This is a genomic window from Acinetobacter sp. ANC 3882 (assembly GCF_022549545.1).
Classification (GTDB): domain Bacteria; phylum Pseudomonadota; class Gammaproteobacteria; order Pseudomonadales; family Moraxellaceae; genus Acinetobacter.
The window spans coordinates 763,343-784,644 of sequence record NZ_JAKZGB010000001.1 but is presented as its reverse complement, the minus strand read 5'-3'; the positions used below and the strand labels follow the sequence as shown (position 1 = coordinate 784,644).

At 40.9% G+C, this 21,302-nt stretch carries 21 protein-coding genes; 7 read left to right on the top strand and 14 right to left on the bottom strand.

Annotation, left to right across the window (positions count from 1 at the left end; genetic code table 11):
* Positions 1-117 precede the first annotated feature (117 nt).
* The 4 genes from MMO42_RS03935 to MMO42_RS03920 all read left to right on the top strand — a co-directional run bounded on the left by MMO42_RS03935 (position 118) and on the right by MMO42_RS03920 (position 3,865).
* The gene (locus MMO42_RS03935) at positions 118-1,668 is read left to right on the top strand and encodes a circularly permuted type 2 ATP-grasp protein (protein ID WP_241319390.1); all 1,551 of its coding nucleotides are present in this window, start codon (positions 118-120) and stop codon (positions 1,666-1,668) included.
* 67 nt (positions 1,669-1,735) lie between these two features.
* Positions 1,736-2,338: an alpha-E domain-containing protein gene (locus tag MMO42_RS03930; protein WP_241319389.1), complete on the top strand. Its 603-nt coding sequence runs from the start codon at positions 1,736-1,738 to the stop codon at positions 2,336-2,338.
* Complete coding sequence (locus MMO42_RS03925) at positions 2,335-3,114, top strand: transglutaminase family protein (RefSeq protein WP_241319388.1); 780 nt, start codon at positions 2,335-2,337, stop codon at positions 3,112-3,114. Before MMO42_RS03930 ends, MMO42_RS03925 begins: the two co-directional genes overlap by 4 nt.
* A 16-nt stretch (positions 3,115-3,130) precedes the next feature.
* Positions 3,131-3,865 (top strand): proteasome-type protease, encoded by a 735-nt coding sequence (locus tag MMO42_RS03920; protein ID WP_241319387.1) that lies wholly within the window; start codon positions 3,131-3,133, stop codon positions 3,863-3,865.
* 59 nt (positions 3,866-3,924) lie between these two features.
* Here MMO42_RS03920 and MMO42_RS03915 read toward each other — a convergent pair whose 3' ends face one another.
* The 7 genes from MMO42_RS03915 to rpsF form a co-directional block, all read right to left on the bottom strand.
* Positions 3,925-4,389 (bottom strand): DoxX family protein, encoded by a 465-nt coding sequence (locus MMO42_RS03915; protein WP_241319386.1) that lies wholly within the window; start codon positions 4,387-4,389, stop codon positions 3,925-3,927.
* A gap of 61 nt (positions 4,390-4,450) precedes the next feature.
* The gene (gene alr, locus MMO42_RS03910; RefSeq protein ID WP_241319385.1) at positions 4,451-5,524 is read right to left on the bottom strand and encodes an alanine racemase; all 1,074 of its coding nucleotides are present in this window, start codon (positions 5,522-5,524) and stop codon (positions 4,451-4,453) included.
* 57 nt (positions 5,525-5,581) lie between these two features.
* A complete protein-coding gene (gene dnaB / locus MMO42_RS03905; RefSeq protein WP_005152008.1) occupies positions 5,582-7,027 on the bottom strand; it encodes a replicative DNA helicase in 1,446 nt (481 codons plus the stop codon).
* Positions 7,028-7,210: 183 nt separating this feature from the next.
* Positions 7,211-7,510, bottom strand: a complete 300-nt coding sequence (locus tag MMO42_RS03900) for a TM2 domain-containing protein (protein WP_241319384.1) — start codon at positions 7,508-7,510, stop codon at positions 7,211-7,213.
* A gap of 115 nt (positions 7,511-7,625) precedes the next feature.
* Positions 7,626-8,072, bottom strand: a complete 447-nt coding sequence (gene rplI / locus MMO42_RS03895) for a 50S ribosomal protein L9 (RefSeq protein ID WP_005152015.1) — start codon at positions 8,070-8,072, stop codon at positions 7,626-7,628.
* Positions 8,073-8,084: 12 nt separating this feature from the next.
* On the bottom strand, positions 8,085-8,312 hold the full coding sequence (gene rpsR, locus MMO42_RS03890; RefSeq protein ID WP_004278792.1) for a 30S ribosomal protein S18: 228 nt from the start codon (positions 8,310-8,312) through the stop codon (positions 8,085-8,087).
* Between the two features lie 11 nt (positions 8,313-8,323).
* A complete protein-coding gene (gene rpsF / locus MMO42_RS03885) occupies positions 8,324-8,707 on the bottom strand; it encodes a 30S ribosomal protein S6 (protein WP_005293014.1) in 384 nt (127 codons plus the stop codon).
* Positions 8,708-8,881: 174 nt separating this feature from the next.
* On the opposite strand from rpsF, the gene MMO42_RS03880 reads away from it, so the two are divergent.
* The gene (locus MMO42_RS03880) at positions 8,882-9,376 is read left to right on the top strand and encodes a hypothetical protein (RefSeq protein ID WP_241319383.1); all 495 of its coding nucleotides are present in this window, start codon (positions 8,882-8,884) and stop codon (positions 9,374-9,376) included.
* 143 nt (positions 9,377-9,519) lie between these two features.
* On the opposite strand, the gene cyoE is transcribed toward MMO42_RS03880, so the two are convergent.
* The 7 genes from cyoE to ppsA all read right to left on the bottom strand — a co-directional run bounded on the left by cyoE (position 9,520) and on the right by ppsA (position 17,912).
* Positions 9,520-10,398, bottom strand: a complete 879-nt coding sequence (gene cyoE / locus MMO42_RS03875) for a heme o synthase (protein WP_241319382.1) — start codon at positions 10,396-10,398, stop codon at positions 9,520-9,522.
* A 10-nt stretch (positions 10,399-10,408) separates the two neighbouring features.
* Complete coding sequence (locus MMO42_RS03870; RefSeq protein WP_005293023.1) at positions 10,409-10,738, bottom strand: cytochrome o ubiquinol oxidase subunit IV; 330 nt, start codon at positions 10,736-10,738, stop codon at positions 10,409-10,411.
* The gene (gene cyoC / locus MMO42_RS03865) at positions 10,738-11,358 is read right to left on the bottom strand and encodes a cytochrome o ubiquinol oxidase subunit III (RefSeq protein ID WP_005293026.1); all 621 of its coding nucleotides are present in this window, start codon (positions 11,356-11,358) and stop codon (positions 10,738-10,740) included. Before cyoC ends, MMO42_RS03870 begins: the two co-directional genes overlap by 1 nt.
* 4 nt (positions 11,359-11,362) lie before the next feature.
* Entirely contained in the window at positions 11,363-13,354 is a 1,992-nt protein-coding gene (gene cyoB / locus MMO42_RS03860; RefSeq protein ID WP_241319381.1) for a cytochrome o ubiquinol oxidase subunit I, read from the bottom strand.
* A 3-nt stretch (positions 13,355-13,357) separates the two neighbouring features.
* Complete coding sequence (cyoA, locus tag MMO42_RS03855; RefSeq protein WP_005293031.1) at positions 13,358-14,404, bottom strand: ubiquinol oxidase subunit II; 1,047 nt, start codon at positions 14,402-14,404, stop codon at positions 13,358-13,360.
* 299 nt (positions 14,405-14,703) lie between these two features.
* Positions 14,704-15,465: an RDD family protein gene (locus tag MMO42_RS03850; RefSeq protein WP_241319380.1), complete on the bottom strand. Its 762-nt coding sequence runs from the start codon at positions 15,463-15,465 to the stop codon at positions 14,704-14,706.
* Positions 15,466-15,533: 68 nt separating this feature from the next.
* Positions 15,534-17,912: a phosphoenolpyruvate synthase gene (ppsA, locus tag MMO42_RS03845; protein WP_241319379.1), complete on the bottom strand. Its 2,379-nt coding sequence runs from the start codon at positions 17,910-17,912 to the stop codon at positions 15,534-15,536.
* Between the two features lie 158 nt (positions 17,913-18,070).
* Between ppsA and MMO42_RS03840 the strand changes: the two genes are divergently transcribed.
* Both MMO42_RS03840 and MMO42_RS03835 read left to right on the top strand, forming a co-directional pair.
* A complete protein-coding gene (locus tag MMO42_RS03840; protein ID WP_005152027.1) occupies positions 18,071-18,907 on the top strand; it encodes a pyruvate, water dikinase regulatory protein in 837 nt (278 codons plus the stop codon).
* Between the two features lie 277 nt (positions 18,908-19,184).
* The gene (locus MMO42_RS03835) at positions 19,185-21,269 is read left to right on the top strand and encodes an EAL domain-containing protein (RefSeq protein WP_241319587.1); all 2,085 of its coding nucleotides are present in this window, start codon (positions 19,185-19,187) and stop codon (positions 21,267-21,269) included.
* Positions 21,270-21,302 lie beyond the last annotated feature (33 nt).

Genomic DNA, 21,302 nt, shown 5'->3' with positions numbered 1-21,302 from the left:
TGAAATGACGCTAATTTTGCTTAAATATTTGAAGTCTGGTTGAAATTTGATCATTTTGTATAAGTGGCATTGAAATTGCTTTTATTAGATATAAATAAATGATGAGACGAGGTTTCTATGTCAGAACAAGAACACAACCTACATGTCAGCACAGATTATTATGCGCCAGAACAAAATGCAGCGGTCTCCGTTCATACGTCTACATTTATTCCACAGCTCGAGGTGACGACAAATTTATTTGAGCAGCTTAAATCTCAATTTTTCAATGAAATGCTGGATGACAAAAGTTTTAACGGTGAAGCTTCGAAAAAAATTGAACAATGGTTGAGTATTCGTAGTCTTGATGATTTAAAAACACTGGAAGCACAAGCGAAACAGCATTTTCTTTATCAAGGGATTACTTTTAATGTTTACGGTGATCAAGAGGGCGCGGAACGAACCATTCCTTATGACCTTATTCCACGAGTGATTGAAAAGAAACAATGGGAAAAGATCGCGACAGGTTGTGCTCAACGGGTCAAAGCACTGAATTTATTTTTAGATGATATTTATCATGGGCAACATATTTTAAAAGAAGGCCTCATTCCCGCTGAACAAGTGATTGCGCATGAAGCATTTCAGCCACATATGTTGAAACATCAGCTTAAAGGAAAAATCTATTCACAAATTAGTGGCATTGATATTATTCGCGATGGTCAAGGGGATTTCTTTGTACTGGAAGATAATTTACGTACACCCTCTGGTGTGTCTTATATGCTGGAAAGCCGAAAAATCAGCCAGAAATTGATGCCTGATTTATGTAGCAGCAATAATTTACAAGGGATTGAACAATATCCAAGTCTGTTAAGAGCAATTCTTGAAGAAAATGCTTATGTGGATCAGCCTTTGATTGTGGTGTTAACGCCTGGACGTTTTAACAGTGCCTATTATGAGCATTCCTTTTTAGCACGTGAAATGGATGTACCGCTCGTGACCAGCCGCGATCTATTTGTCGAGGACGATAAAGTTTTTGTCAAAACCATCCGTGGTCGTCAGCAGGTTGATGTGATTTATCGTCGTGTGGATGATGAGTTTTTAGATCCGCTTAGCTTTAGACCTGACAGTACTTTGGGTGTGCCTGGACTGATGTCTGCATATTTACAGCATAATGTTGTGATTGCCAATGCACCGGGAACTGGTGTGGCGGATGACAAGTCTATTTACCCTTATGTCGATCAAATGATTCAATTCTATTTGGGCGAAGCGCCAATTTTAAATAATGTGCCGACCTATCAATGTCGAGATGCCGAGCAACTCGATTATGTGCTCAGTCATCTGGAAAAATTGGTGGTCAAAGAAGCTCAAGGCTCTGGTGGTTATGGCATGCTGATTGGACCGCAAGCAGACCAAGAGCAAATTGATAGTTTTAGACAAAAATTGATTGAGACACCGCATTTATATATCGCACAACCGACTTTGGCACTATCGGTTGCACCAACTTTGACCACAGAGGGTGTTGCGGAGCGACATATTGATCTGCGTCCTTTTGTTTTAAGCTCACCCTACCGTACTGAAATTGTGCCAGGCGGTTTAACACGTGTCGCCATGCAAGCGGGTTCACTTGTGGTTAACTCTTCTCAAGGTGGAGGAATTAAAGATACTTGGGTCGTCGAGAGCTTACGTTCTTAAACCATATTTCTCGGCCCTCCAGTGAGGGTGGGGAATGATGTTGATATAAAGAAAAGGGAGGAGATTTATGCTTTTACTGAGTTCAAGTGCTCAACATATTTATTGGTTAGGACGTTATCTATTTCGTATTGCGCATGTCGCAGGGCAACTACCTTTTGACGATGATCAGCAAGCTTCCAAGTTCGCTCAGGCGCTTTGTTTGCATATTGAGGATGCGGAGAGCTTAAATCAATTTATGTTAGATCGGCAGCAGCCCTATTCGCTGTTGAGTCAGCTTGAGATTGCTCGGGACAATATTCAGGAACTACGAGGACTATTGACTGCCCAAGGCTATGCAGAACTGAATTATTTGATTAAAAATACAGCATCGGACGGAATGGCGATTCAAGAGGTGGTGCAAAACTGTTGTGATATTCTAAAAACTGAGCAGGAAGATGTCTTTCTATTTTTTCATATCGGGCAATGTGTTGAGCAAATTGATACTTATTTTCGGTTTCAGCACAATACGCATGCGGTGTTTGATGCAATCGATCCAACCATTGAGCGCTTATATCATTTGGGATGGCAAGACTTGCAACCGTGTTGGGAGACATTAAAACAGCAGCCTTATTTAAATCAGTTTTATGCATTTACCTATAAATTGGAAAATCAATTTGAGGCATCCTCATGAAACTTATGGTGAATCACCAAACGCATTATCAATATACTGAGATTGCGCGAAATAGTGTTCAATCCATCAAAATGATGCCACAGAGTTCGAGGCATCAAAGTGTTGAAAATTGGCATATCAGTGTTCCTGGGCAATATTCATGTCAGCGAGATGCGTTTAACAACTTATGGATTACCGCCACGCAACGCCATGATTATCGTTATTTGACGATCATGGCTCAGGGTGTGGTCGATTTATATGCAACTGAATTGGGGCATGTCGAAACTGATGTTTCGCCGCTGTTATTTTTACAGCGTACCGCAATGACCTGTTGTGATCTGACTATGACTGATTTTGCACAGTCTATTGTCAGGGTGAAAGATCGACAACATTTGATTGTTTTAGCAGAAAAAATTCTCCAACAAGTACCTTATTTACCAGAAAGTACCTCTGTGACAACCTCGGCGATTGATGCCTTTTATGCGGGTCAAGGGGTGTGCCAAGACCATGCACATATATTAATTGCCATGTGTCGTGCGTTACAATTACCAGCACGTTACGTTTCGGGCTATATCTACGATGAAAATCAGCCACACCTCGCCAGTCATGCATGGGCAGAGGTTTTTGTGGATAATGAGTGGTATTGTTTCGATGTAAGTAACCAGATATTTACACCTCAAAATCATATATACGTTGCAGTTGGCCGTGATTATTTAGATGTGGCACCTGTAAGAGGTATCCGTGAGCAAGGTGGGGTGGAAAGTATGATGTCTGTGGTGCAGGTTTTGGCGTGTTGAATGTAAAGAGAGAAAGATGACCTATTGTTGCGCATTACGATTAGAGCAGGGGTTGGTATTGATTAGTGATACCAGAACCAATGCAGGGGTCGATCATATTTCTGTATTTCGTAAGTTGCATACCTTTGGTGTTGAAGGTGAGCGTTTTATTGCTTTGCAAACAGCAGGCAATCTGGCCACGACTCAGGCCGTGATCGGGCATTTGCAGAATGCTTTGGCGTTACATCAGGAGCCAAACTTATACAGTGCCAATACCATGTTTGAAGTGGCTGAATTGGTGGGTAAGACTTTACGCAAAGTGCTAGAAGATATTACCAGTGACACCCAAGAGCAGATGAATTATTCATGCAGCATCTTGGTGGGTGGGCAAATTCAAGGCGAAGAAATGCAGCTTTATAATGTTTACCCACAAGGGAACTTTATTTGTGCAACGACTGATACGCCGTACTTTCAAATTGGTGAGAGCAAGTATGGTAAACCGATTCTAGACCGTGCTTTACATTACGATATGCCTTTGGATGATGCATTGCGCTGTTCACTGATTTCTTTTGATTCTACTTTACGCTCCAATGTTTCGGTGGGTTTGCCTTTAGATGCGTTGGTTTATCATAAAGACAGTTTTATCATCCCAGCAGGGAAACGAATTGGTGATGATGATCCTTATTTTACCCAAATCAGTAAGCAATGGTCTGAAACCTTGCGTCGTGGTTTGCAAGAGCTGCCAAAGCCAACTGCTGACTATGGTTTGTAAATCGTAATTAACCTTCAAAGCCACTGAAAGTAGGTTTTGAAGGTTTAAAATTTATGCAGTTAGCGGATTTTTCTACTCAGAATGCGATCCAGTGACAGGATTGTTGGTCTGGATGTAATGAGGACTGCCAAAAGAAACATGTACAGCAAATCGTGAATATAGAACAACCAACTCAACCAGCTAATGGGATCTAAGCCGCTTGGAATGGTATGAATACCAACAGTGTATAACGCTGTCAGACAAATCATCCACAAGAAAATACTGCTGATCTGAGTCAATAATCCGAGAATTAGAAATAAACCCGCAAGCATTTCAGTGGTTGAAACAAACGTACTCATGATTTCAGGAAATGGAATGCCTGCATCGATGATTGTTTCCAGCATAATCAATTTATTTTTTTCAACGAAAAGCTTGTTGAAGCCTGTGGTGAAGAAAAAAATGCCGATCGAAACGCGTATCAGAAAAAGTACGAATTGCTGGATCGGCATTTTATAAAGTGGATTATCATAAATCAGTTTTAACATGCTGAATTTAAATTGTTAAAACGATATTAGAGATAAAACATACCCGTTGATCAAGTCGTGTTTAGTTATCTAGCTGCCGTGTAGGGCGTTGTGTCAGGCGGCAAAGCAATTCATAGCCAATGGTTCCATTCGCCGCAGCAACATCATCGACTAAGCGAGATTGGCCCCAAAGCTCAACCTTTGTACCAATTTCAGCTTGTACATGACTGACATCAATCGCAATCATGTCCATACTGACGCGACCAACGACTGGAACAAGTTGTTGGTCAATGGCAACGAAGTTTGGCTTCACATACGCACGTGGATAGCCATCACCATAGCCAATTGAAACAATTGCGATTTTTGCCGAGTCTTGTGCAGTATAAGTTGAACCATAACCAACATATTCACCTTGCTGGATCTGATTGAGCGCAATGATTTCTGCGCTGAAGGTCATGACTGGCTTTAGATCGAGTTCATGTACATTTTTATCAGCAAATGGGGATGCGCCGTAAAGCATGATGCCTGGACGAACAAAATCAAAATGCAGTTCAGGATATTTATAAATTGCGGCAGAATTACAGCATGATACTAAAATAGGTTCGCAGGCCTGTTTTACCTGTAAAAACTGTTGTTTCTGCTGTCCATTCAACGGATGCTCTACATCGGCATTGGCAAAGTGCATGGCGAGGACACAGGTAAAACCTTCAGCTTTTAAACGTTGAATCACACTGATAATTTCAGTCACTTTAAAGCCTAAACGGTTCATTCCGCTATTCAGTTTGACCCAGACCTTTAAACCTAAAGCGTTGTAAGCTTGTTTATGCTGAATCAGCCATTCGACTTGCTGCGCATGATGAACGATACATTCAAGCTTTTGCTCAATTACATCGGTCATTTCATCTACAGAAAAAACACCTTCAATCAGCGTAATTGGTTGAGTATAGCCCAGTCGCCTGATTTCTAAAGCTTCTTCTAAACAGGCGACACCAAAAGCATCCGTGGCCTCTAAGGCGGCTAAACAGTTTTTAACTCCATGTCCGTAAGCATTGGCTTTGACCATACTGACGATTTTTGAATGTGGAGCCAGTTGTTTAACACGGTTTAAATTATATTGCAGTGCTTTACTGTCAATATAAACTGTAGCTTGGCGCACCCTGAGTTCTCCTTTGGGTCGACTTGAAACATATATAAAGCAGGAATCTTTTAGAGATTATTCGTCATCTTCATACTGAGCGTAGAACTCAGGTGACAGATTACTAAAACGGGTATATTGACCTTCAAATGCGAGGCGTACGCTACCAATCGGTCCGTTACGCTGCTTACCGATAATGATTTCAGCAGTACCGGCTTCTTTAGATTCTTTGTTATAGACTTCATCGCGGTAAATAAACATGATTAAGTCGGCATCCTGCTCGATCGCACCTGATTCACGTAAGTCTGACATAACAGGACGTTTATTTGGTCTGTTCTCCAAACTACGGTTAAGCTGCGAGAGTGCAATGACAGGACACTGCATTTCTTTGGCCAAAGCTTTTAAGCTTCGTGAAATTTCCGAGATTTCACCGACACGGTTATCACCCATGCCCGGTACTTTCATGAGCTGCAAGTAGTCGACCATGATACAGCCAATTTTCCCATCATGCATTTTGGCCACACGACGTGCACGTGCACGAAGTTCGGTTGGTGGCAGGGCAGATGAGTCATCGATATAGAGATGCATTTCTTGTAGCTGGAGAATGGTCCCCGTAACTTTGGTCCATTCGTCTGCATCGAGATTACCTGAACGTAGATGCCCTTGATGGACTTTACCCATGGCCGAGATCAAACGCATGGCAATCGAGTCTGCTGGCATCTCCATCGAGAATACAAGAGCAGGTAAGCGGTTATATTGTAGTACACTTTCAACCAAATTCATGGCGAACGTGGTTTTACCCATCGAGGGACGTGCTGCAACAATAATCAAATCTCCAGCCTGCATCCCTGAAGTTTTATTGTCGAGTTCCAAGAAGCCTGTGGTTAAACCAGTAATGTTGCCATCTAATTTAGAAAGCTCATCCAGCTTGGTAATAACATCTGCGGTGACTGAGCTGATGGATTTAGGCCCTGAATCTTTTTTATTGTTATTGTGCTGCTCTGCCAGCGAAAAAATTTGGGTTTCGGCCAAGTCTAGAATTTCACTAACAGGACGGCCTTTGGTGTCATAAGCATTTTGTAAAATATCACTGCTGACTTTGATCATGGTACGCAGTGTAGAAAACTCTTTGATTTTATTCGCATAGGTTTCAAGGTTGTAGAAGCTTGATGGTGAATCAGCCATCAATTGCATCAAGTATTCTTCACCACCAATTGCATCTAGTAGGTTTTGTTTAAGTAACCAGTCATTGACCAAAACGGCATCATAAGGTGAGTTTTCTTGTGCCAGTTTTTCGATGGCACGATAAATATATTTGTGACGTGTCGCATAAAAATCATTTTCTTTGAGTAAGTCACTGACCTGCTCAAATGATTCAGCAACTGTCATTAACGCGGCCAAAACTGCTTGCTCAATGGCAAGGTTATGAGGTGGGGTGCGGAATTCTTTTAGTTGACCTGAGTCACTCACTTTACTCTCTGTGTTTGGAGAATTTTTTGTAAAATTGGCATTCGCCTGTGACATAACAAGACCTAATAAAAAGATGGAACAAAACCGAGTGACTATCTTAATCCAAATGGAGGCCATCGGGACAATTTAATTCAGTGAAAATTGTGTAAGTGATGCAATAGCATAATAGGTAGTCATTTCTGCTATTACATCTGGCATGCTCAGGTTTGTGTAAAGATAAAAATCAGCAATTTTACTTTAAGGTTTCACAAACCAGTCCTGTACGAATTTTCCATTTTTTAAACGGTAGGCCGAAAGGCCGTAGCGAAGATCGTTCTTTTGGGCATCTTTCACGAAGCCAGTGTCCTTACCCAAGGAGTAGAGGAAGGCATCAAGCAGGAGTAGGGTTGTATCAATAAACCACCAGAAACCTAAGCCACCAAAAGTGATTAATTTTAAAATACCAGTGGTCTTTTTGCCGAGATAGAAACGGTCTATTCCGAAGAAACCTAAAAACATTGCAAGTACCAAAGCGATGATACGATTTTTCTTTTGCATATATAGCCCTATAGAGATGAAATTATAAAATTTAAAATAACTTAGATGTGTTTTTTGTATTTTTTAAGCATAAAAAAAAAGAGCATGTAAAACATGCTCTTTTTCTTTGCAGAAATTACTCAGATACGATAGTAACGAGAACTTCAGCAACAACATCATGATGCAATTGGATTGCGATGTTGAATTCACCAGTGTGACGAAGCGCACCGTTTGGTAAACGAACTTCTGCACGGTCTACAGTAAGACCAGCATGAGTTAAAGCGTCAGCGATGTCACGAGTACCGATTGAACCGAAAAGTTTACCTTCGTCACCAGCTTTCGCAGTGATTACGATGTTAACTTCGTTCAATTGTTCAGCACGTGCAGTTGCAGCAGCTAAGATGTCAGCTTCTTGTTTCTCAAGTTCAGCACGACGAGCTTCAAAAGCTGAAGTGTTAGCTTCAGTTGCAGCTACTGCTTTACCTTGAGGAATCAAAAAGTTACGACCATAACCAGCTTTAACTGATACTTTATCGCCTAATTTACCAAGATTTTTAATGCGTTGTAATAAGATAACGTCCACAGCTCACCTCACTTACTTATGGTTGTCAGTGTACGGAATCAAAGACAAATAGCGAGCTTGTTTAATAGCTAACGCTAATTGACGTTGATAACGAGCTTTAGTACCTGTAATACGGCTAGGAACAATCTTGCCGTTTTCAGTGATGTACTGTTTCAAAGTGTCGATATCTTTGTAGTCGATGTACGTAACGTTCTCAGCTGTAAAGCGGCAGAACTTGCGACGACGGTAAAAACGTGCCATTGATGTTCTCCTTATTCAGCTTCTTGAACTACGTGTTGTGCTTCTTCACGTTGAGCTTTACGCGCACGTTTTTCTTCAGCACTTTTAGCAAGCAAAGATTCTTCAGTGATTGCATTTTCACGGCGAATAATGATGTTACGAATAATTGCATCGTTATAACGGAACAATTCTTCTAGCTCATCAAGAGTCGTTTGACCACATTCAACATTCATAAGAATGTAGTGTGCTTTGTGAATTTTGTTAATCGGGTAAGCCAATTGGCGGCGGCCCCAATCTTCTAAACGGTGAATTTGACCTTCAGCTTCTTTGATCTGAGAGATATAGCGTTCAACCATACCTACAACTTGATCGCTTTGGTCTGGATGTACCAGTAGTACGATTTCGTAGTGACGCATTGTCAGCTCCTTACGGTTTAAGCAGCCCCTAATTAAAAATAATTAGAAGCAAGGAGTCATAACTAAAAAGTTATGTCGCAAATTGCGAAGCGGGGATTATATGCAAATTGACGCTATAAAGCAAATTTGCCATAGTCTTTACGAAATATTCTTAAAATAAAACAGGGGATAAAGATGCAACAACAATTTTTAGAAACAGTGGCTTTGATTGAGACGATTTTACAGTCAAGCAGCGAGGACGCATATTCAGACGTTTTTGAGCAGTATGATGGCGATATTTATCAGGTATTAATGATTATTGACTGGCGTGAAGAAGACGAGGCGATTATTGAATATTGTGAAAATATATTACGAACAGATCATTTGCGTGCAGAGACGCTCTGTGCAGAGAATCAGCAAGGCTTTACGATTAGCATTTATTATCAAGATAAAACATTGATTATTCCTTATCAGGGCAAGGGGGCTGATCGAGATACGACCTTGAAGGCACTCAACCAAATTTTGCAGCCTGATTATGAAATCCGTTTTTGTGCACCTTCAGATGGTTCGGATACATTGGAATTTTTACCTTTGCCAACATCATTGTGGCAAACGTTAGATCAGAAATATACCAATAAGATGAATCAAATATTTAGAAGCTTTGAGCAAGATAGTGAGTTTTTTGGTTAGGAAAAACTGTATCTCAAATTTATCTTGGTTTTAAAATAGATGGATGATGATGTGTCATTTAGGCAATAAAGAACTGAATGTTTTTATTGCACGAAATGATAAAAATTGGGAGAGCATAAAAAGATAGAGCATTCTCTATCTTTTTAAAAAATAGGGAAGAATGGTGCAGGACTTTTAAAGGTAAAGCTAAAGCTTAAACTGATGACAGTAATGAGAATTACTGAGAAAAGGAAAAAGCGTTTGGCCCAAAGCTGATCATCTTCGGCCTTGAATCCTAAAATAGCAATGTAGAACCAGTAAATGCAAAGTACATTACAGATGACCAAGAAAACAATATTGGTGTATCCATAGATATATAAAGCATTCATCGCTAGAGTAAATAAAACCACATAAATTAGTGATTCGATTTTTGTTCTAAGGATGGAACGGGCTACAGGTAAAATAGGAACGCCTGCATTTTTGTAGTCGTCAAAACGATAAATTGCGATTGCCCATGAATGTGGCATTTGCCATAAAGCATATGCAACAAAGATCAATAAAGCCGCCATATCGAACTGATGACTTGCAGCCACATAACCAATAACAGGTGGACTCGCTCCAGAAATACTACCAATGACGGTTTGATGGATTGTAGTGCGTTTGCTCCACAAACTATAAAAACCGACATAGACCACAAAACCAATGACCGCGAATAAAAATGCATAGGCATTGACATAGAACCAGAGAATGCTAAAGCCCATCACACCTAAAACCAGTGCATAGCACATAGCCACTGTCGGGGAGATGGTTTTTGTCACAAGTGCACGGTTCATGGTGCGTTGCATTTTTTGATCGATGTCTTGATCAATAACGTTATTGACTACACAACCAGAGGCAACTACTAAAGTTGTTCCGAGTAGGGTAAGCAATAATAAGAGGTAGTCTATAGAGCCTTGGGCGGCTAAGAAGAAGCCGCCCAAGGTGGTAATAAAATTACCGAAGAGAATTCCTGGTTTAGTCAGGAATAAGTACTTTTTCCACATGACAATCAGTTTAGATCATCATGTTGTAGTGTAGGTAATTCATAATCCACACAGAGCCGACTAAAAGTACAGCGATACATAAGATTGTGTAGATAAATGCAATAAGATTCCAACGCTGTTCAGATGATGTATTCATGTGCAAGAAGTACACAAGTTGTACAAGTACCTGAGCAACAGCAGTAATTGCAATTACTGTAACTAAAATGCCACGACTGAAACCACCCGCCATCACCATCCCGAAGGGGATGATGGTGAGGATAACAGAAAGGATGAATCCAATTGTGTACTGTTTAAAGTTACCGTGTGACGCACCTGCAGCATTATGGTCATGACTACTCATTAGAGAACTCCCAGTAAGTAAACGACGCTGAATACACAGATCCAAACGATGTCAAGGAAGTGCCAGAACAAGCTTAAGCAAGCAAGACGACGTGTATTCGGTAAGGTCAAACCATTCTTTTTGATTTGGTAAATCAATACCAACATCCACACTAAACCAGAAGTTACGTGGATACCGTGTGTACCAACCAAAGTAAAGAATGCTGATAAGAAAGCACTGTGAGTTGGACCATGGCCTTCATGTACAAGGTGATGGAACTCATAGATTTCCATACCAATGAACGATGCACCAAAAAGGAATGTAATGAATAACCAAGTGATCACTTGATTTACATTCTTTTTATACGATGCAAGTACAGCAAAACCAAATGTTACCGATGAGATCAATAAGGCAAATGTTTCAGTTAACACGAAGCCTAATGAATCATGGAACAGGTCATATGCACTTGGAGTTCCTGGTGGAATATGACTGCTTAATACAGCGAACGCAATGAAGAGTGATCCGAAAAGAATCAAGTCACTCATCAAGTATGTCCAGAAACCAAAGACCGTTAAGTCCGTATCATCATGTTCATGATGACCATCGTGGCCGTGGTTGTCGTGATGAAGTACTTCAGCCATTTCCTTAGTCCTTCTTCAAGTGTTTTTCAAGTAAAGCATAGCGTTCGTTTTCAATACGCTCAACTTCAGCAGCAGGAACGTAGTAGTCAACATTCTTAGTGAATGAGCTTACGATCAAGCTAACAACAGCTGAAACGAATGAAACAACAACTAGCCACCAAATATGCCAGATGAGTGCAAAGCCAAGTACAGTAATGAACATTGCAATGACAAAACCAGCAGCACGATCAGTCGGCATGTGGATGTCTTCATATTTAGTGTCACGTGCGTATGCTACACCATTTTCTTTGTCAGTCCAGAAACGGTCTACACCGCTAGCTTCTGGTACATGTGCAAAGTTATAGAATGGAGCAGGAGATGACGTTGCCCATTCAAGGGTACGGCTATCCCATGGATCGCCAGTGTGATCCATATTGTCCTTACGTTGTAAGAAACCAACAATGATTTGCATTAAGAAACATGCAATACCGATTGCGATAAGAACAGCACCAAATAACGCAATGGCTAAGTACGGATCCCATTCAGGGTTGTCATATGTATTCAAACGACGTGTCATACCCATGAAACCAAGGATATAAAGTGGCATGAATGCAAAATAGAAACCGATGAACCAGAACCAGAACGCAGCTTTACCCCATGCTTCATTGAGCTTCCAACCAAACATTTTCGGCCAGTAGAAGATGATGCCGGCAAACATACCAAACACCACACCACCGATAATTACGTTATGGAAGTGAGCGATCAAGAATAATGAGTTGTGTACTAGGAAGTCCGCAGGTGGAACAGCCATAAGTACACCAGTTAAACCACCGATACCGAATGTTACAAGGAAGCCAAGCGTCCATAACATAGGTGTTGTATAGGTGATGCGACCTTTATACATTGTGAATAACCAAGAGAAGATTTTCACACCTGTAGGAATCGCAATAACCATGGTCATGATACCGAAGAACGCGTTAACGTTCGCACCAGCACCCATGGTGAAGAAGTGGTGAAGCCATACAACGAATGCAAGTACAGTAATTGCAATTGTCGCATACACCATAGACTTGTAACCGAACAACGCTTTACGAGAGAAGGTTGCAACGATTTCTGAGTATAGACCAAATGCTGGCAATACCAAGATATATACTTCAGGGTGACCCCATGTCCAGATCAAGTTCACGTAAAGCATTGGGCTACCGCCAAGCTCATTGGTGAAGAAATGGAAACCGAAGTAACGGTCTAAAGTAAGCATTGCAAGCGTACCTGTTAATACAGGGAATGATGCAATGATTAATACAGCCGTACAAAGTGAAGTCCACGTAAAGATCGGCATGTCCATCAATTTCATGCCAGGTGCACGCATTTTGATGATGGTAACAAAGAAGTTAACACCAGATAAAAGCGTACCTAGACCAGAAACCTGAAGTGCCCAGATATAGTAGTCAACACCTACACCAGGAGAATATTGAATGCCAGATAGAGGAGGGTAAGCCATCCAACCAGTCGCAGCAAATTCACCTAATACAAGTGAAAGCATCATCAAACCAGCAGCACCAGCAAATAACCAGAAGCTTAAAGAGTTCAATAATGGGAAAGCAACGTCACGAGCACCAATCTGTAAAGGTACAGAGATGTTCATCATACCGACAACAAGACCCATTGCTACGAAGAAGATCATGATCACACCGTGTGCGGTGAAGATCTGGTCGTAGTGGTCTGGATGTAAGTAACCTTCGCCGCCGCCTTTCGCGAGGAAAAGTTGTAGACGCATCATGATCGCATCGGCGAAACCACGCAACAGCATGACTACAGATACGATGATATACATGATACCAATCTTTTTATGGTCTACAGATGTAAACCACTCATTCCACAAATATCCCCATTTTTTAAAATAGGTGACACCTGCAAGAACAGCAATCGCACCAAGTGCCATAAAGACCATGGTGACAAGTACAAGGGGTTCTGTCGGGATCGAATCCCACCCTAGTTTACCAAAAATCATATCCATGTCTTATTCCCCTTGAGCAGCGTGTTCTGCTGCAGCATGAGTTTCTGCATTTGCAGCAGAATGGTCAGCACCGTGATAGTTACTCATATAGTGGTTGATGATTGTTTCAAACAATTTTGGCTCAACTGATGAGTAATAAGTCACAGGGTGTGGCTTAGTCGGGAACGGTTTCATTGCTTCAGCTTTAGCAAGTGCTTGTTCATCACCAGCAGCTTTAGCACGATTGACTAAATGCTCGATCTGATGCTTAGAACGATCACCATCTTTAAGCGTTGCTAACTCAGCTTGGTCAAGTGTGCCTTTTTGAATTGCTTCAGGGTTGATACTTGTACCATTGCCAGCTTTAACTGCTTCTACCCATTGTGCAAATTCTGGCTCAGTCACGCTATGTGCTTTAAAGCGCATTTGTGAGAAACCGTAGCCTGAATAGTTTGCTGAGAAACCACGGAAAATACCTGGTTCATCTGCTAACAGGTGAAGGTGAGTTTGCATACCAGCCATCGCATAGATCTGACCGCCTAACTGAGGGATGAAGAACGAGTTCATCGTGAAGTTAGAAGTGATCTTAAAGCTTACTGGTGTTTGTTCTGGGAAGCGTACTTCGTTTACCGTTGCAATGTTTTGCTCAGGATAGATAAAGATCCATTTAAACTGTTCAGCGACAGCTTGAATGGTTAATGGTGCTTTATCAGATTCTAACGGACGGTAAGGGTCGTACTTGTGGGAACCCCACCAAGTTAACCAAGCTAAAATACCAATAATAATGACAGGTACACCCCATACAACGATCTCAATTGTCGTAGAGTGTGCCCAAGTAGGTTTATAGTCTGCATCTTTATTCGACGCGCGATATTTCCAACCAAACCACAATGCCATAATGATTGATGGAATTACCACCAATAGCATTAAATAGATCGCAGTCATCATCAAGTTACTTTGACCTTGACCAACTGGACCTTTATTGTTTAGTAGTACCATATCACCGCCACACCCAGTTAAGAGTGCAGCCATCGTTGATAAAGACAATACAGCTAAAATCGTTTGTCTCATTTTACAACCTCGGTGAAGAGTCCCATTCCCTAATTAAAATTATGGGATAGCGATTAAAGTGTCGCGTGATTGATAAGAATTGATTAAAAAGTACTTAGCAATCACGCGACACCGCAACGTTGTTGGGCATTATGCCTCATATTGAAAAACTAAGCTACTGATAAAGTGGTCTGAACTGCTTGTTTTAAAACCCGATTTATCTTGTAGGGATTATTGTTTCGGTGCATTCTTTTTCTATAGATATCAATTTAATATATAAAAAAAGAGGAATAAATCCTCTTTTGTTTATTGATTTGTGATTACTGCTTAATGACCTTAGTTTTTGCCAATTTATCGTGCAAAGTCTGGCGATTTTTTGTAAATGCGAATAAAGCGTAATCGATCACAGTAATGATTGGTACAAGAATAATGTTGAGAAAGATAAAGAACACACTTCTCAACCAAAAGGCACGAATTGTGCTCACAGGTGCAGAAGTTTCAGCATCTACAATTTTAATCTTGGCGATTTTTTTACCGATACTTTGACCCGATTTAGCAATAAAGAAAGCTTGGATCATAAGCATGATAATCAGGTAAGCAAAAATCATCATCCATGCTTCATTTGGGATGAGCTGCATGAGTTGCTGCTGTAATTCTACTGCTTTATCAGAGGCAATCTGAGTTGCTTGCATTTGCTTTTGAATTTCAAATAATTCTTGATATTGGCTTTCATTAAAAAAGAAAGATGGAATAGATGCCATCGGTAGCCAAAGGATTAAATCGAAAATTTTAGCAAGCGCACGAGAATGAAAAGGAGCTAATGCAGGAGCCTTTTGCTCAACTTTGACGGTGTAAGTTGGTTCGTTCGTTTCAGTTTTAATTTGAGTACTAAAAGGAGAGTAACCTACAGGTTCGTAGACAAGTTTACCTTGAGTCAATTCGCCAAGTGTTTTCCATTCGGCCATACCTTCGTGCCAAGCCAAATCTGTTAATAAAACTTGTTGACTGGCAAGCATTTGGTTCACTTGTTCTAAACTATAAGGTCCTGCTTGTTGATTATTACGAGCCAAGTAAATTTGCATAATTTAAAAATCTCAATTACGAAAGATGAAAAAAGACCCTGCGAAAGAGGGTCTTTTTCTAAAAAAGACTAGGCTTTCTTGATTTGTTCTTCAGCAAGGAAGAACCACGTATCAAGCACTGAGTCAGGGTTAAGTGACACAGATTCAATACCTTGTTCCATGAGCCATTTAGCAAGGTCAGGGTGATCCGAAGGACCTTGACCACAAATACCAACGTATTTTCCTGCTTTGCGGCATGCATGAATTGCCATAGACAGAAGTGCTTTAACAGCTGGATCACGTTCGTCAAATAAGTGAGATACGATACCAGAGTCACGGTCAAGACCGAGTGTTAATTGTGTTAAGTCATTTGAACCAATAGAGAAGCCATCGAAATGTTCAAGGAACTGTTCAGCCAATAATGCGTTGGTTGGAAGTTCACACATCATAATGACTTTAAGACCATTCTCACCGCGTTTTAAGCCGTTCTGAGCAAGGAGCTCAATCACACGTTTTGCTTCAGACACTGTACGCACGAATGGGATCATGATTTGAATATTGGTTAAACCCATTTCATCACGGGCTTTTTTCAAAGCACGACACTCAAGCTCGAAACAGTCACGGAAGTTGTCAGATACATAACGACTCGCGCCACGGAAGCCCAACATTGGGTTTTCTTCTTCTGGCTCGTATAACTTACCGCCAATTAAGTTTGCATATTCATTTGACTTAAAGTCAGACATACGAACGATGACTGGTTTTCCTGCAAAAGCAGCAGCAAGCGTCGAAATACCTTCAACTAACTTTTCTACATAGAATTCGATTGGAGAAGAGTAGCCTGCGGTACGTGCCATAACTGCAGCACGTGTTTCACGTGGTAAGCTTTCAATATTCAATAGTGCTTTTGGATGCACACCAATCATACGGTTAATGATGAACTCAAGACGTGCCAGGCCAATCCCTTCGTTTGGAATTTGAGCGAAATCAAAGGCACGGTCAGGGTTACCGACGTTCATCATGATTTTAAACGGTAGTGATGGCATTGAATGAATCGAGTTACGTTGAACTTCAAAGTCTAACGAACCTTCATAAATAAAGCCTGTATCACCTTCAGCACATGAAACAGTCACTTCTTGACCATCGGTCAGTACTTCAGTGGCATTACCACAACCAACGATTGCAGGTACACCCAATTCACGCGCAATAATTGCTGCGTGGCAAGTACGACCACCACGATTGGTCACAATCGCTGCTGCACGCTTCATCACAGGTTCCCAATCTGGGTCAGTCATGTCAGAGACAAGTACATCACCATCTTGGACTTTATCCATTTCTTTAATCGAGGTTACAACACGAACTTTACCAGAACCAATACGTTGACCAATTGAACGACCTTCGCAGATAACTGTACCGCGTTGCTTTAACAAGTAGCGTTCCATGGTACCGACATTTTGACGGCTTTTTACGGTTTCTGGACGCGCTTGAACGATATAGATTTGACCATCATCACCATCTTTCGCCCATTCGATATCCATTGGCGAGCCGTAATGTTGCTCAATGATCAATGCTTGTTTTGCAAGTTCGTGAAGTTCATGATCATTTAATGCAAATTGTTGACGCTCTGGTTTTTCAACATCAACCACAACAACTGATTTACCAGCAGCACCTTCTTCACCATAAATCATTTTTTGGTGTTTTGAACCAAGGTTACGACGTAAAACTGAGTGTTTACCTGCATTTAAAAGTGGTTTAGATAAGTAGAATTCGTCAGGGTTTACCGCGCCTTGAACAACCATTTCACCTAAACCGTAAGATGCTGTAATAAACACCACATCACGGAAACCTGATTCTGTATCAAGCGTAAACATAACGCCAGCAGCACCCGTTTCAGAGCGAACCATACGTTGTACACCAGCAGAAAGTGCGACAACACTATGTTCAAAGCCTTGGTGTACGCGGTAAGCAATTGCACGGTCATTATAAAGTGAAGCAAAAACTTCTTTAATCGCGATCAGAACGTTATCAATTCCGCGAATGTTTAAGAAGGTTTCTTGTTGACCAGCAAAAGACGCATCTGGTAAATCTTCAGCAGTCGCAGAAGAGCGTACTGCAACAGCAATGTCTGGGTTACTGTTTGAAAGTGCAGCAAATGCTTCACGAATTTCTTGTTCTAATGTCGCAGTAAGCGGAGTTTCAACAATCCAGTTACGGATTTTTGCACCCGTTTCAGCAAGTGCATTTACATCTTCTACATTGAGCTGAACAAGTTCAGCCTGAATACGAGCGTTTAAGCCGCTTTGATCCAAGAACTCACGATAGGCAGCAGCAGTAGTTGCAAAGCCACCAGGTACCGATACACCAGCATTGGATAAATGGCTGATCATTTCACCCAGAGATGAGTTTTTCCCACCTACGAGCTCGACATCGTGTTTTCCTAATTTTTCCAGACCGATTACGCGCGCTTCCAAAGTATTTACTCCACTTTTTTTGCAGTATGAATGACCATCATTGGTATGAAATTATACGAAAGTGCTTAGAATTAGTGTTTTACTAAGCGACAGTCATGTTAGATGAGTTTACTATAAAGATTATAGAGCACTAAGACAAATGTTTGAGGAGAATTTTGATGCCCGAAAGTAAACAAATTAAACGGAGCGTATTTTTTATTTCAGATGGCACCGCAATCACCGCAGAAACCCTTGGACATTCACTACTTGCGCAATTTCCGAACGTTGATTTTGACATCCATATTATGCCTTATATCACGACGGAAGAGGCGGCCATGAATGTGGCTGTAGAGATTAATGCATGCCAAAGTCGAGATGGGTCGTTACCCTTGGTTTTTGATACTTTGGTTGACCCACATGTCCGTGAAATTATCAATACTGCGAAAGCCGTAAATTTGGATGTATTTGAGGGCTTGATTAGTAAACTTGAACAAGAAATTGGGGTCCCACCGACCACTTTGGTTGGACAAACGCATGCGGTAACCGATTCTGAATATTATAAAGCACGTATCGATGCAGTGCATTTCGCTCTGGATAATGATGATGGGGCAAGAACTCGTCATTATGATAAAGCCGACATCATTTTAATTGGCGTATCACGTTCAGGGAAAACCCCAACCTCAATTTATTTGTCATTACAATTCGGTATTCGTGTTGCAAACTATCCGTTGACCGAAGAAGACTTGGATGATAACCGGTTGCCAAAAGTGCTGCGCGAACATAAAAACAAATTGTTTGGTTTAATGATTGATGCTGAACGTTTGGTGGCGATCCGTAACGAACGCAAAGCGAATAGTCGCTATTCAAGTTTCAGTCAGTGTCAAATGGAATTACGTGCGATTGAAGGGATTTATATTTCAGAAGGGATTAAATATTTAAATGTCACTGAAATGTCGATTGAAGAAATCTCAACACGTGTTTTACAAATGACTGGTTTAAAACGTCGTATTGGCTAGATGGAACCAGACTACCTCTGTCATCCTGATGGGGGTATTCTGTAATTTTTTGGATCATTTTTATAAGAAAATTTTGACATAGATCTTTAATTAAAAATAAATAATTGATATTAAATAATAAAGTAAACCTAACTGATCAGTGCTGTAATTGGTGATAATTTTATTGCATTTCTGCTACAATATTGTGACTTAAATCTCACTTTTATTTTTGGTGATCTATGACTTTCATTGCAACTGAATATCTTGCTAGAAAGAGTTCTGTTTGGAACAGAAGTCTGTGAACTTGGCTATCCCCTTTCACTCTAATCACCAAATGAATATGAGTGAGGCCCAACAAAACATTTTTAATCGTATTCCGAGTCTGGTTTGGCTGCTCTCCGAGCACGGAGATGCCTATTTTTTCAATAGTGTAAGCCAAGAATATATTGGTTTTAATGACCTAGAACATTTTGCAAAAGACTGGATCGATTTAATCCATTCAGAAGATAGAGCAATCTTCCAAAGTGAGTGGCAGCAAGCATTTACCTATAAATCTCCCTTTCAAATTGAATGTCGATTAAAGCATCAGTCTGGTGCATATCGCTGGTTTTTATTGTCAGCAAAATTTGTAGAGGCAAATTCGGAAGAAAAGGCACATTGGTTTATAAACAGCGTCGATATTCACGAAACCAAGCAGTATCAACAGAACTTAGTCCAGTGTATTAATGCTCAAACCAACATGCTGGATAATAGTGTTGATTGCATAAAATTATTAGAAGCAGATGGTTCTTTACTCCATGTAAATAAAACGGGATGCATCGCGCTGAATATCCCTCAAAGCCAAAATAGCTTTGGCATGAAGTGGGCCGAGCTGTTGCCTGTGGAAATAAGATCAAAGGCGAGCTACGCCTTGAAAACGGCACTTAAAGGTAAAGCCGCACGTTTCCGTGGCATGAGTGGCGAAGGGGCTGAAAGGCAATATTGGGATAATTTGCTTACGCCTATATTGAATGATAAAGGGCAGACCGTGCAGGTATTGTGTCTGTCCCGCGATGTGACTACACAAAGACAAACTGAAATCCAATTACAGCTATCGAGTGAATTGGATGATTTAACAGGATTGTATAATCGTCGTTTCTTCAAACTACAACTCAAGCGCTCACTACATCGACATAAAAAAGGCGAAAAGTTACTAGGCTTGATGCTGTTGGATTTAGACTACTTTAAACATGTGAATGATACGCTTGGCCATGCAGCAGGAGATCATTTACTTCGTGTCCTGTCTAAACGCATCGAAAATATTTTGCCTGAACATACTTTTGTCGCTCGTTTAGGTGGTGATGAGTTTGCGATCGTTGTAAATGGAATCGAGACACAAGTAGAGCTGGAAAAAATTGCAGTCGATGTAAGCCGCCAGTTAGAAGCTCCAATTACCTATGCGGGTAATTTGATTAATGGCAGTATGAGTATTGGTTGTGCGATTTATCCACGCGATGCCAAAGATTCAGCGAATTTAATGAAGTGTGCAGATACCGCACTCAATGATTTAAAGGCGACTGGGCGTGGAGGTTTTCGCATGTTTAACCATCAGATGCAAGTTGCAGCTCAAAACATTGCGATTCAATTAAATGACGCACGTCATATTATTCGTGATGATCTTATTGTTCCATTCTATCAGCCTAAGGTGCGTCTGGCGGATGCGAAGGTGGTTGGTTTCGAGGCATTATTGCGTTGGCAGACGGAAGATCAGCATATTCATTCACCTTGTAATATTGAACAGGCGTTTCAAGACTATATTCTGGCGACAAAAATCAGCGATGCGATGCAGAATAAGGTTTTTAAAAATATCGCAGCGTGGATTGCGCAGGGATTGGATGTTGTGCCTGTCTCAATCAATGCAGCACCAGTCGAATTTCTGAAAGATAATTATGCGGAGCGTTTACTGCAGCGTTTAAATGCCTACAAAATTCCGCATCATTTGGTGGAAATAGAAATTACGGAACATATATTGGATGATCGTGGCTCTGATTATGTGATCAGGGCATTGAATTTACTGAAACAACAAGGCGTGAAAATTTCATTGGATGATTTTGGTACAGGGCATTCGTCGTTAACCCGTTTACGAGACTATCCTGTAGATTGCTTGAAGATTGACTGTGATTTTATTCGTCAAATGAATGATGATGAGGCGATTTTAGCGATTGTACAGGCGATCATCGCATTAGGACCAAAACTGTCGTTGGATATTGTTGCGGAAGGGATCGAGAACACTGAACAATTAGAATTATTAAAATCTTCTGGATGCTCCATCGGACAAGGCTTTTTGTTTAGTCGCGCAGTGAACGCACAACAAGCCACACAGATGCTCCAAGCTGGACTTTAAATGGACCATGAATCTACAAGGTTGATCGGGAAA

Excerpts from the sequence above, each read along its gene's own strand:
- MMO42_RS03935 (WP_241319390.1), top strand. The coding sequence starts at position 118 with ATGTCAGAACAAGAACACAACCTACATGTCAGCACAGATTATTATGCG.
- MMO42_RS03930 (WP_241319389.1), top strand. The coding sequence starts at position 1,736 with ATGCTTTTACTGAGTTCAAGTGCTCAACATATTTATTGGTTAGGACGT.
- MMO42_RS03925 (WP_241319388.1), top strand. The coding sequence starts at position 2,335 with ATGAAACTTATGGTGAATCACCAAACGCATTATCAATATACTGAGATT.
- MMO42_RS03920 (WP_241319387.1), top strand. The coding sequence starts at position 3,131 with ATGACCTATTGTTGCGCATTACGATTAGAGCAGGGGTTGGTATTGATT.
- MMO42_RS03915 (WP_241319386.1), bottom strand. The coding sequence starts at position 4,389 with ATGTTAAAACTGATTTATGATAATCCACTTTATAAAATGCCGATCCAG.
- dnaB (WP_005152008.1), bottom strand. The coding sequence starts at position 7,027 with ATGTCACAGGCGAATGCCAATTTTACAAAAAATTCTCCAAACACAGAG.
- MMO42_RS03900 (WP_241319384.1), bottom strand. The coding sequence starts at position 7,510 with ATGCAAAAGAAAAATCGTATCATCGCTTTGGTACTTGCAATGTTTTTA.
- rpsR (WP_004278792.1), bottom strand. The coding sequence starts at position 8,312 with ATGGCACGTTTTTACCGTCGTCGCAAGTTCTGCCGCTTTACAGCTGAG.
- rpsF (WP_005293014.1), bottom strand. The coding sequence starts at position 8,707 with ATGCGTCACTACGAAATCGTACTACTGGTACATCCAGACCAAAGCGAT.
- MMO42_RS03880 (WP_241319383.1), top strand. The coding sequence starts at position 8,882 with ATGCAACAACAATTTTTAGAAACAGTGGCTTTGATTGAGACGATTTTA.
- cyoE (WP_241319382.1), bottom strand. The coding sequence starts at position 10,398 with ATGTGGAAAAAGTACTTATTCCTGACTAAACCAGGAATTCTCTTCGGT.
- MMO42_RS03870 (WP_005293023.1), bottom strand. The coding sequence starts at position 10,738 with ATGAGTAGTCATGACCATAATGCTGCAGGTGCGTCACACGGTAACTTT.
- cyoC (WP_005293026.1), bottom strand. The coding sequence starts at position 11,358 with ATGGCTGAAGTACTTCATCACGACAACCACGGCCACGATGGTCATCAT.
- cyoB (WP_241319381.1), bottom strand. The coding sequence starts at position 13,354 with ATGGATATGATTTTTGGTAAACTAGGGTGGGATTCGATCCCGACAGAA.
- cyoA (WP_005293031.1), bottom strand. The coding sequence starts at position 14,404 with ATGAGACAAACGATTTTAGCTGTATTGTCTTTATCAACGATGGCTGCA.
- MMO42_RS03850 (WP_241319380.1), bottom strand. The coding sequence starts at position 15,465 with ATGCAAATTTACTTGGCTCGTAATAATCAACAAGCAGGACCTTATAGT.
- MMO42_RS03840 (WP_005152027.1), top strand. The coding sequence starts at position 18,071 with ATGCCCGAAAGTAAACAAATTAAACGGAGCGTATTTTTTATTTCAGAT.